The organism is Flavobacterium sp. HBTb2-11-1 (genome assembly GCF_009826975.1).
Lineage (GTDB): Bacteria > Bacteroidota > Bacteroidia > Flavobacteriales > Flavobacteriaceae > Flavobacterium.
Genome location: NZ_WUMO01000001.1, coordinates 614888 through 627117 on the forward strand (window position 1 = coordinate 614888; position 12230 = coordinate 627117).

Annotated in this window: 7 protein-coding genes; all 7 read left to right on the forward strand. The window is 34.6% G+C overall.

The features are described 5' to 3' along the window. Positions 1-683 precede the first annotated feature (683 nt). The 7 genes from GR162_RS02705 (at position 684) to GR162_RS02735 (ending at position 12081) form a co-directional block, all read left to right on the forward strand. Entirely contained in the window at positions 684-3794 is a 3111-nt protein-coding gene (locus GR162_RS02705) for a TonB-dependent receptor (RefSeq protein WP_160780889.1), read from the forward strand. A 13-nt stretch (positions 3795-3807) separates the two neighbouring features. Beyond that, positions 3808-5316, forward strand: a complete 1509-nt coding sequence (locus GR162_RS02710; protein ID WP_160780890.1) for a RagB/SusD family nutrient uptake outer membrane protein — start codon at positions 3808-3810, stop codon at positions 5314-5316. A 33-nt stretch (positions 5317-5349) separates the two neighbouring features. Beyond that, entirely contained in the window at positions 5350-6225 is an 876-nt protein-coding gene (locus tag GR162_RS02715; RefSeq protein ID WP_160780891.1) for a hypothetical protein, read from the forward strand. 144 nt (positions 6226-6369) lie between these two features. Next, the gene (locus GR162_RS02720) at positions 6370-7824 is read left to right on the forward strand and encodes a glycoside hydrolase family 30 beta sandwich domain-containing protein (protein ID WP_160780892.1); all 1455 of its coding nucleotides are present in this window, start codon (positions 6370-6372) and stop codon (positions 7822-7824) included. Positions 7825-7915: 91 nt separating this feature from the next. Beyond that, complete coding sequence (locus GR162_RS02725) at positions 7916-9367, forward strand: glycoside hydrolase family 30 beta sandwich domain-containing protein (RefSeq protein WP_160780893.1); 1452 nt, start codon at positions 7916-7918, stop codon at positions 9365-9367. A 28-nt stretch (positions 9368-9395) separates the two neighbouring features. After that, positions 9396-10865: a glycoside hydrolase family 30 beta sandwich domain-containing protein gene (locus tag GR162_RS02730; protein ID WP_160780894.1), complete on the forward strand. Its 1470-nt coding sequence runs from the start codon at positions 9396-9398 to the stop codon at positions 10863-10865. A 139-nt stretch (positions 10866-11004) separates the two neighbouring features. Next, entirely contained in the window at positions 11005-12081 is a 1077-nt protein-coding gene (locus GR162_RS02735; RefSeq protein WP_160780895.1) for a glycoside hydrolase family 16 protein, read from the forward strand. Positions 12082-12230: the final 149 nt, after the last annotated feature.

The following is a 12230-nucleotide window of genomic DNA, read 5'->3' on the forward strand; positions in this document are numbered from 1 at the left end:
TACTAAAGAATTTGGGAAGTAAGCAGGATCATTTTGCTATCTCTCTTGAATGATTATTATAAATTGTTTCATCTCTTGTTTTATAAGTTTATCAATGTTCTGAGAGATCTTAAAATTTTGGAATATTATAGAAAAGGCCATCCCTTCATTATTTTCACTAAAAAACATCTTTTTTATTCATTTTTTGAAGTGATTTTTTTTCAAATTTTTATTTACAAATCGCTTAAAAAGTAAATTATTTCCTATTAATTTATCAAAAATAAGATTTTTCTTTCTATAATAAATATTGTCAATAATGTAAAAAAAGTAGGGTAAAAATATGATATTCTCTATTTTTTGATTTTTGTTAAAATTGAGCTTAATGTTATTGTAATTATCTTTAGTATAGTTGTTTATGTATTATTTAGTACTACTATCACGTTGTAGTTTTAGTAATTTTTAATAAACTTTTCAGACAGAAATATAGTGTAGTGTTATTTTTTAAAATTAACTTTTCTTTAGTACTATTTTTTGTTTTTTTAATAATTTAATAATCAATTTATTATGCTTTTTTTGATGTGTTTTTATAATATTATTTTTTTCAATTTGATGTGTTTTTGTAGTGACTTTAAGATGTGAAAAGTGAAAATTTAGTTTTAGTATTGCATCAAATTACTAATTAATTAACCAAAATTTTTAGAAAAATGAAATTAACAAAACTACTTGTTTTTTGTATTTCATCTTTGTTATTCTCGGTTATAGCTGTGGCTCAGGATGTCACAGTAAATGGAATAATTAATGATGAAAATGGTATGCCGGTTCCAGGTGCAACAATTTTATTAAAAGGTACTACAAAATCTACTGCGTCGGACTTTGACGGAAAATTCCAGATTCAGGCGCCTTCAAACGGATCATTAACAATTACGTTTATTGGTTATGCTACAGTAACTGAAGCTATAAACGGAAGAACAAAAATTACAGTTCAATTAAAACCAGAATCGCAAACTTTAAATGAGGTTGTCGTTGTTGGATATGGTACTCAAAAGAAATCTGTTGTAACTGGAGCAATTTCTAGTGTAAAAGCAGCTGATCTTGAAAAAGTACCTAACGGAAGAGTTGAACAGACTTTACAAGGTAGAGTAGCAGGGGTTTCTGTTGCCGCTACTTCTGGACAGCCGGGTGCAAACTCGAAAGTTCGAGTAAGAGGTATCACTACATTTAGAGAAGGTGGAAATGATCCATTATGGGTTGTTGATGGTATCGCTGTAGATGCAAATGCTATTGGTTTTATCAATCAAAGTGATATCGAATCTATCGAGGTTCTTAAGGATGCTGCTTCTGCTGCCATTTACGGAACTCGTGCTGCGACGGGGGTTATCCTAGTTACTACTAAAAAAGGTAAATCAGGAAAAATTTCTGTAAACTATAATGGTTTTGCTGGTATATCAGCTCCAGCTAAAAAATTAGATATGTTGAATGCGACTCAGTATGCAACTTTAATGAATGAGAAATCTTTGAATGACGGAGGCGCTATTAAATATGCAAACCCTTCGGCATTTGGAAAAGGTACAAATTGGCAAGATGCAATCTTTAACGATTCTGCTTTCAGATATACACATGAATTAAGTATTAGCGGTGGGGGAGAAAAATCTACTTTCTATGCTTCTTTCGGAATCCAAGATCAAGAAGGTATCGTTACTACAGATATTTCTAACTATACAAAGAAAAACTTCAGATTAAACTCTACACACAAAATTTCTGATTACTTTACTTTTGGACAGACTTTTGGATACACACACCAAAAGACAAAAGGTATTGGTAATACAAACAGTGAGTTTGGTGGACCTTTAAGCTCTGCAATCAACTTAGATCCATTGACTCCGCTAGTGGTTACCGATCCTGCTGTAGCAAATTCAGGGTTCTATACTAATCCAAATGTAGTTAGAGATGCAAATGGTAATCCTTACGGAATATCTTCTTTAGTACAACAAGAGATGACAAACCCTCTTGGATATATTCAAACAAGATTAGGAGGATACAGCTGGTCAGATGATTTTGTTGGAAATGCTTATTTAGAGGCTAACATTACAAGCCACTTAAAATTTAGAACTACACTTGGTGGTAAGTTAGCTTATTGGGGAGATCAAATGTTTACTCCAGTATTCTTCTTAAACCCAAACATGAAAGCTGATAGAAATAACTACAGCCAAAATAATAACAAATCTTTAGCGTGGACACTGGAGAATACTTTAAGCTATGCTAACAAATTTGGAGATCACAATGTAAGTGTGTTAGCTGGGCAAGGTGCGTATGTTGAAAATATTGGGGGTTCTATTGGAGTAACAATGTTCGGATTGCCAATTACAAGTTATAAAGATGCATCATTTAACTTTGATATCCCGCAAACGGATAGAGTTAATAGAGCGAGCGATTTTACAGAGCACAAATTATCGTCATTGTTCTTACGTGCTAATTACGATTACATGGAAAAATATCTTTTCACAGGTATTGTTCGTCGTGATGGATCAACTCGTTTTGGCGAAAACAAAAAATGGGGAGTTTTCCCTTCATTCTCTTTAGGATGGGTGGTTTCAAAAGAAGGTTTCTGGAAAGAAAATAACGTAGTTAATACTTTAAAACTACGTGGAGGTTATGGAGTCGTAGGTAACGATAATATTGATGACTTCAAATATAGAGCAACAGTTGTTGGAGGTTATAACTATGCTGTAGGAACTTCAGGAGGCATTACTACAGGCTACGGAAACTCTACTCTTCCAAATGCAAACTTAGGATGGGAAGAAACATCTCAGACGACAGTTGGTTTAGATGCAAAATTATTTAATGATTTTTCTCTTACTCTTGATTACTACAAAAAAACAACAAAAGGAATCTTAAGAAACATCGTAATTCCAGGATATGTTGGGGTCGTTGATGCACCATCTGCAAATATTGCTGATATGGATAACAGCGGTATTGAGGTTGAATTAGGATACAAGAAAAGACTTGGAGAATTCAATTTAGGAGTTAACGCAAACCTTGCGTATTTGAAAAACGAAATTACATATGTAGGATCATCTACAAATTTCATTGTTGGAGATGCTTCTTTCCAATCTATGGGGCCAGTAACAAGAACACAAGTTGGTCACTCGTTTAACGAATTTTATGGTTTTAAAACTGCGGGTATTTTCCAAAACGAAGCTGAAGTTGCAGCATATAAAAATGCTTCAGGAGGTTTAATCCAGCCAAATGCTAGACCTGGAGATTTCCGTTGGGTAGATTCTAATGGTGATGGAAAAATTACTGATGATGATAAACAATTCTTAGGAACAAACTTGCCTAAATATACTTTTGGTTTTACAGTAAACTTGGATTACAAAAACTTTGACTTTATGGCATTTACTCAAGGATCTGCGGGAAGCAAAATTTTCCAAGGTTTAAGAAGATTGGATGTGTTGAATGCAAACTATCAAACTAAAGCTTTAGAGCGTTGGGTTGGAGAAGGAACTTCAAACGATTACCCAAGATTGACAAATAATGACCCGAATAAAAACTACACCAACATGTCTGATTTTTATCTTGAAAATGGAAATTATCTACGTTTGAAAGTGGTAACTCTTGGGTATACAATGCCAACCAATTTATCATCTAAAATTGGAGCTGATAAAGTTCGTTTTTACTTAACAGGAGAGAACTTAATCACTTTTACAAAATACACTGGATTTGATCCAGAAATTGGAGGTCAGGTTTATGGTGTAGATAAAGGAGTTTATCCGCAAGCAAGATCTATTCTGTTTGGAGCTAACGTTCAATTTTAAAAATTAAAGAATCATGAAAACGATAAAATTTAAATATATATATATAGCTGTGGCAATGGCAGTCCTAGGATCTTGTTCTGAAGATTTTGTTACCATTAATCCACAAGGAAAATTTGATACAGATACATATTTTTCTAATGAACAGCAATGTTACGCTGCTTTAATTGGTGTGTATGATCCAATGAGAAAAAATACTGGAGGTTTTGAAAACATGGTGGCCATGTTAAATGCTGGTTCTGATGATTTCTATGCTGGTGGAGGTAGTTCTACAGATGGAACTGGAATCCAGAATTTCTCTACACACTCACTTTCGTCAATTACCATCCCAGGTAGTTACTGGAATGATCACTATCAAGGTATTTCTAGAGCAAATATTTTGTTGTCTAAATTGCCTGCAGCTTCAATGAATGATGCGGTTAGAAACAGATTTGCTGCCGAAGCTAAAACATTACGTGCGCTTTACTATTTTAACCTAGTAAGAATGTTCAAAAACATTGCACTAGTTTTAGAACCATTAAGTACAGAAACAATCTACACTCCTGAGCAAGTTGCACCAGAAGTAATTTATGCTCAGATAGAGAAAGATTTAACAGAGGCGATTGCAGTTTTACCAAATAATGTAATTAAGGACACAGAAGCTGGAAGATTTAATAAAGGAGCTGCTCAGGCGCTTTTAGGAAAAGTGTACCTATTTGAAGGTAAAAAACCTCAGGCAGCAGCTGTATTGGCAGAAGTAAATGGTACACCAGGCGAGACAAACCAATATGGTAATAAATTACTGGATAATTTTAGCGATTTATGGGTAACATCTAACAAATTTAATGCAGAGTCATTAATCGAAGTATCTCACAGTAGCGCAGGTAACTCTGATTGGTCATTCTGGGGATCTGGTAGAGATGAAGGAAACTCATTAAACATTATGGTTGGACCTAGAGGTTATTCTAGACCAACAGGTTCTGATGCACCAAATCTTCCTTCAGGATGGGCTTTCAACGTTGCGACTCAAAAATTGTATGATGCAATGCAAGGTGATCCACGTTTAGCGGCTACAATTCTTGATTTAAAAGCGTTAAAAGCAGCAGGAAAAGCAGATTATATTCCAGCTTATCAAGATACAGGATATTTCTTGAACAAATATCTTCCAAGACAGTCAGATGTTAGTACTGGAGGAGGTAACTCAGAATTGAACTACAAACAAAACTCTTATGTAATCAGACTTGCAGATACTTATCTAATGGAAGCAGAAGCTTTAGGATCTGGACCAAGAGCACAAGCATTACTAGATGCAGTAAGAGAAAGAGCTGGATTGCCTTCAGTGCCTGTAACATTAGCGGCTATTAAGCATGAAAGAAGAATGGAACTAGCAGGTGAAGGACATAGATTTTTCGATTTAGTAAGATGGGGAGATGCAGCAGCAGCATTATCTGACAGAGGTTTTGATGCCGGAACAGATGAGATTTTCCCAATTCCGTACACAGAACTTAACGGTACTAAATTGAAACAAAATCCTAATTACCAATAGTAGTTATTTACCAATTAACCAAAACAAAAAGAAATGAACCTAAATATATATTTCAGAAAAAGTGTATACCTAATGTTAGTTTTAGCATTAGGAACATTAAATAGCTGTACTGAAGATGTTAATGAGAATCCTCTTGTAGCAACAAATGTTGATGCTTCCTTTACTATAACACCAGTTGCTGGCGCTATGAATACTTATTTGCTAACTGCTCAGCCGAAAGGAGTTATTTTTTCAAAATGGGACCTTGGAGATGGTGCTTTTAATGGAAAAATGAATCAAGTGATTTCTTTACCTGATGCGGGAACCTATACCGTTACACATACAGCTGTTGGTGCAGGAGCAGCAATGGCAAGTTCTTCTCAACAGATTGTAGTAGCACAAACAGATCCAGCGAAAGGAAACTTGGTACAAGGTGGAACTTTTGCTACAGCCACAGATCAAGCTAAATGGACTAGTGCACAATTAAGTCCATCAGGTGCAGCTTTTTGGTCTTTTGCTAATAATAGCGCTACAATTCATTCGCCAGGGGGATGGGCTCAAGAAGGTATTTATCAAGCTATTGAGGTTGTTAAAGATAGAGAATATACTATTGATATGACTGTTTCTTGTCCAAGCGGTTCTGATGAAACTTGGTTTGAAGTTTATGCTGGTAAATCGGTACCTCAACCAGGAGTAGAATATAAAGACAATAAAGTAATGGGATTAAGTACATGGGATGGTTGCGCAAAAGATAAATTTTCAGGTAGATTGTCTGGAATTGGATGTGTGAAAAACGATGCAACAGGTACAGTTTCAAATGTTGTGAAGTTCAGTGAAAGCGGAAAAATCTATTTATTGATTCGCTCTGGCGGTAATACTTTCACTAAAGACGGAATTACAGTTTCAAAAATTGAATTCCGAGGAAAATAAAAAGTTAAGTTAAGTTTAAGTTTAAGTTTGGTTGTAAATAGCCCATAATCATTATGAGTATGGGCTATTTTTTAAATCCTTCATAGGTAGAACTCTATTTTGATTTCTTCTAAACTTCAATTTAAAAAAAATAATTGGGAGCGAATGAAAAAAAATAGCCTAAAAATTTTATGTCTTTTGTTTGCAGTAGCAGCATTTGCACAACAGCCAAAAACAAAAAAAGAATTTACAGCCAACGGCAAAAAAATAACCGTTTATACTACTGCAGAGAACTCAAAGTTACGATTAACTACTACAGATAATTTGACTTTTTCTGCTGCAAAACAGCCTCTAGAAACTGAAACTTCTGTTTTTGTAGAACCATCTAAAAAGTTTCAGACTTTTATGGGAATCGGTGGAGCTATTACAGATGCGAGTGCCGAAATATTTGCGAAACTTCCAAAAGAAAAACAAGCAGAATTCTTAGATGCTTACTACGATAAACAAAAGGGAATCGGCTATTCTTTGCTAAGAACAACAATTCAAAGTTCTGATTTTAGCAGTGGAAGTTATTCTTATATCGAAGAAGGAGACAAAGAGCTGAAGACTTTTTCTATTGATCACGACAAGCAATTTCGTATTCCTTTAATAAAACAAGCTATACAGAAAGCAGGTGGAAAATTGATAACCTACGCTGCGCCTTGGTCGCCAAATGCCTTTATGAAAAGCAATAAAAATGTATTAAAAGGCGGTACTCTACTTCCTGAATACTATCAGACTTGGGCCAACTTTTATGTGAAATTTATTAAGGCCTACGAAAAAGAAGGAATTCCAATCTGGGGAACTTCGACGCAAAATGAGCCAATGGCTGTACAGACTTGGGAATCTTGTATTTACACAGCTGAAGCCGAAAGAGATTTTATCAAAAATTATCTTGGACCAACTTTGAAAAAAGAGAATCTTGGAAATAAAAAAATCATTGTTTGGGATCATAACCGTGATTTGATGAATTATCGTGCTAACGTAATTTACTCAGACCCTGAAGCATCAAAATATGTTTGGGGAATGGGATTTCACTGGTACGAAACTTGGTCTGGCGGAGCACCGATGTTTGATAATGTTGGAAAAGTAAATGAAGCTTATCCTGATAAAAAACTGATGTTTACTGAAGGCTGTATCGAAAAATTTGATGCATCGAAATATCAATTCTGGGGCAATGCAGAACGTTATGGAATTAATATGATTCATGATTTCAATAACGGGACGGTGGCTTGGACAGACTGGAATATTCTTTTAGATCAAAATGGTGGTCCAAATCATGTTGGTAATTTCTGTTTCGCCCCGATACATGCAGACACTACAACTGGAGAATTAATCTATACGCCATCTTATTATTATATCGGACACTTTTCAAAGTTTATCCGTCTAAATGCTACTCGAGTAAGTACTGCAGTTAGCAAAAGCGCTCTATTGAGCACCTCTTTTTTAAATGCTGACGGAACAATGGCAACTATTGTTATGAACCAATCTGCAAACGACCTTATCTACAATTTGATTATTGGAGATAAAAAGGCAGAAGTAAAGATTCCGCCGCACGCTATACAAACACTTGTTTATTAATATTTTGTAGTAAAGTAATGTAGAGGACTAATTTGAATCATCCATTTTAGTCTTCTCTTGCTTTTAATTTTAAAACGATTATTTAAGCAACATGAAAGTTACCTCTCAAATATTTCTATCAGCCTTTGTATTAATGCAATTAAGCTGTTTTACTTCAAAAATAACAGCTCAAAAAAATAATAAAATAAAGGTTTATACTACTGCTGAAAATACCAACTTGAAATTGTCATTATCAAATGATTTGATTTCAAAAAATAACACTCAACAACAAAAGACATCAACAGTATCTATTCGAGTAAATACTGAAAAAACAGATCAAACCTTCCTCGGAATCGGAGGAGCAATTACAGATGCAAGCGCGGAAGTCTTTGCAAAATTATCTCCAAAAAAACAGCAGGAATTCTTAAATGCTTATTACGATAAAAATAAAGGTATCGGATATTCTTTGGCAAGAACAAACATTCACAGCTGTGATTTCAGCAGTGATAGCTATACTTATGTTTCTGAAGGAGATAAAGACTTAAAGACTTTTAATATAGATCACGATCGAAAATATAGAATTCCTTTAATCAAAAAAGCAATTGAAACAGCCGGCGGGAAACTAACTTTATTTGTTAGCCCATGGAGTCCCCCAGCTTTCATGAAAGACAATAATGATATTTTGCACGGCGGCGTTTTATTGCCTGAATTTGCATCTGCTTGGGCACTGTATTATGCCAAATTCATAAAAGAATACGAAAAGGAGGGAATTCCAATCTGGGGAATGACAGTTCAAAACGAACCAATGGCCAAACAAAGATGGGAATCTTGCATCTATACTCCAGAAGCAGAGAGAGATTTTCTTAAAAATCATCTTGGTCCAACTTTAGAAAAAGAAGGGCTTGCTTCTAAAAATGTCATTATCTGGGATCATAACCGCGGAGACATGCTAACTAAAAGAGCCAATCTTGTTTTCTCAGATCCTGAAGTTTCTAAATACGCATGGGGAATTGGATTTCACTGGTATGAAACTTGGAATGGAGGTCCGCCTCAATTTGAATCGGTAGCAAAAGTTCATGAAGCATTTCCAAACAAAAATCTGCTTTTTACAGAAGGATGTAACGAAAAATTTGATGCTTCAAAATATCAATTCTGGGGAAATGCAGAACGTTACGGAATCAATATGATTCATGATTTTAATAACGGAACAGTTGGTTGGACAGACTGGAATATTCTATTGGACCAGAACGGAGGCCCAAATCATGTTGGGAATTTCTGTTTTGCGCCAATCCATGCTGATACAACAAAAGATGAATTAATTTATACTCCAATGTATTATTATATTGGGCATTTCTCAAAATTCATTAGACCAAACGCAAAAAGAGTGCTTGAAACCATAAGCGATAAATCTTTATTGAGTACTTCTTTTAAAAATTCTGACGGACAATTGATTACGATTGTAATGAATCAATCTGGAAAAGAGATTGTTTATTCTTTAGAAAATCAAACGGAAAAAACCACAATTACCATTCCGGCACATGCTATACAGACTATTGTATACTAATTGTCAGACTAACTAAAAACCACAAAAAATGAAATTTAATTTAAAGAATATTATAAAAGCGTTTTTCTTCATGGCAGCCGTAATGGCTCAGGTAAAATGCTCTTCGTCAAGTGATCCTGTAGAAAATCCGCCTGTAGATCCACCAGTAACACCTCCAGTAGTAGTTGCAAATGATGTTGATTTCTGGTTGACAAAAGGAAATCAAAGTGCATTGTTAGAGAAACAAACAGTAAAATTAGGATTTGGCACAACGGCAAATGCTTATGCTAATATTGAAGTGAACGCAGCTCAAAAATATCAGACCGTTGATGGTTTTGGATATACTTTGACAGGAGGAAGTGTAGACGTTATAAACCAATTAAACGCAACAAAAAGAACTGCTCTTTTACAAGAATTATTCGGGAATGGAGAAAACTCAATTGGAGTAAGTTATATCAGAATCAGTATTGGAGCTTCAGATTTAAATGCAACGCCTTTTACTTATAATGATCTTGCAGCTGGAGAAACAGATTTAAATCTGGATAAATTCAGTTTAGAAAAAGATAAAAATCTAATTGCCATGCTAAAAGAAATTCTGGCCATTAATCCGAAAATTTTAATTTTGGCAACGCCATGGTCTGCGCCTATTTGGATGAAAGATGTTGCTAGTTTTAAAGGTGGAAAGTTGAAAGCAGAATATTATAATGTTTATGCTAAATATTTTGTAAAATACATTCAGCAGATGAAAGCAGAAGGAATTACAATCGATGCTGTAACTCCTCAAAACGAACCTTTGCATGACGGAAACAACCCGAGTATGTATATGTCTGCTACAGATCAGGCCAATTTTATAAAAAACAGTTTAGGGCCGGCTTTTAAAACAGCAAATCTAAACGTGAAAATCATTGCTTACGATCACAATTGCGATAATCCAAATTATCCAAAAACCATTTTAGCAGATGCAGATGCATTTCCATTTGTAGATGGATCAGCTTTTCATTTATATGCAGGTGATATCAGTGCTTTAACCAATGTGTACAATTCTTATCCAACTAAAAACGTATATTTTACAGAGCAATGGACTTCTTCTGATGGACAATTTGGAGGCGATTTAAAATGGCATCTTCGAAATGTAATTATCGGCTCAATGAGAAATTACAGTAAAAATGCATTAGAGTGGAATCTAGCAAATAATGCAAGTTTTGGTCCTCATACAGATGGTGGCTGTAACATGTGCAAAGGTGCTATAACTATAACTTCTGGCGATAGTTTTGAGCGAAACGTGGCATATTATATTATTGCACATGCTTCAAAATTTGTTCCAATGGGATCTACTAGAATTGAAAGCAATTCTGGCGGAAGCTTGCAAAATGTGGCTTTTATTACGCCTTCAGGTTCTAAAGTACTGATTGTTGAAAATGATGGTTCTGCAACAGAAACTTTCAATATTAAATTTAACGGAAAATGGGTAACAACTTCACTTGAAGCAGGATCGGTTGGAACCTATACTTGGAAATAAAGACAAAACTATTTCAATTTTTTTTTGAACTCGTTTTCTAGCCTGAAATTTTTCGTTATTAAAAAAAAACAAAAAGTAGAAGAAATAATATTTATCTTGATATTCAATTTATTGACTAAACCATTTAAATAATAAAAAGATGAAAATAATCAATCTTGCCAATAGAGCAGCAGTATTTACTTTAATCCTATTATTTGTATTTCAGTCTTGCAGCAGCAACAATGATACAACTGGAGACTCTCCTGAAAGTGCTGTACCAGCCAATCTTTCTGTTCAGATTGATGTGGTAGGGAAAACAGCAGAAAATCAAAATGGAGATGGAAGCGGAAAAGTAAAGCTAACTTTCAATGCAACAAATGCACAATTGTATAAAGTATTGATAAATAATGAGCTTAAAGAAACCACAACAGGAGATTTAACTTATGAATTTACAGCGTCGGGAAACGCAAGTTACCCTATAATTGTGTCTGCATATAATGGAACAAAATATATAAGCACTTCAACATCTGTAAATGTTTTTGTGGCTAGAAAAATAATCTGGGCAGACGAATTTAATACAGATGGAGCTCCTAATTCTTCAAAATGGGGTTACGATTTGGGAACTGGCAATGGCTGGGGAAATAACGAATTAGAATATTATACTGATAGATCTGAGAATGTAAAAATTGAAAATGGACTTTTAAAGATTACAGCAATCAAAGAAAATTATCAAGGAAGCCAATACACTTCGACAAGAATGCTGACAAAAGGTAAATTTTCTTTTAAATACGGAAGAGCAGAAGTTCGCGCAAAATTACCAGCTGGAGGCGGGACTTGGCCAGCTTTTTGGCTGTTAGGAGACAATATTGGTACTGTGGGCTGGCCAGCATGCGGAGAAATAGACATTTTAGAATCAGTTGGAAACAATCCAAACGTAATTCATTCTTCACTGCATTCTCCAGGACGTTCAGGAAATACGCCAGATACCAAAACAACAACAGTTCCAAATTCGACAACTGAGTTTCACATTTATGCAGCCGAATGGAGTGCCGAAAGCATCAAATTTTATGTAGATGATAATTTATTTTACACTTATAAAAACTCAAGTACAACACCATTCAATCAAAAATTCTTTGTGATTTTAAATTTAGCAATGGGAGGAAATTTCGGAGGAGCCGTAGATCCAAATTTCAAAAGTGCCACTTATGAAATTGATTACGTAAGGGTGTACAATTAACAAACCTTTGAGTGTAATAAAAAAAAATAAACGCATAGAAACATAGCTATTACTTTATCCAAAATAGAAAATCAAAAAACACATAGTTTGCTATGTGTATTAATGCAAATAAAATGCCTTTTAGCGGTTGTAAAAACTATGTTTCTATG

Bases quoted from the DNA above. Each gene is read 5' to 3' on its own strand.
- GR162_RS02705 (WP_160780889.1), top strand. From the start codon at position 684: ATGAAATTAACAAAACTACTTGTTTTTTGTATTTCATCTTTGTTATTC.
- GR162_RS02710 (WP_160780890.1), top strand. From the start codon at position 3,808: ATGAAAACGATAAAATTTAAATATATATATATAGCTGTGGCAATGGCA.
- GR162_RS02715 (WP_160780891.1), top strand. From the start codon at position 5,350: ATGAACCTAAATATATATTTCAGAAAAAGTGTATACCTAATGTTAGTT.
- GR162_RS02720 (WP_160780892.1), top strand. From the start codon at position 6,370: ATGAAAAAAAATAGCCTAAAAATTTTATGTCTTTTGTTTGCAGTAGCA.
- GR162_RS02725 (WP_160780893.1), top strand. From the start codon at position 7,916: ATGAAAGTTACCTCTCAAATATTTCTATCAGCCTTTGTATTAATGCAA.
- GR162_RS02730 (WP_160780894.1), top strand. From the start codon at position 9,396: ATGAAATTTAATTTAAAGAATATTATAAAAGCGTTTTTCTTCATGGCA.
- GR162_RS02735 (WP_160780895.1), top strand. From the start codon at position 11,005: ATGAAAATAATCAATCTTGCCAATAGAGCAGCAGTATTTACTTTAATC.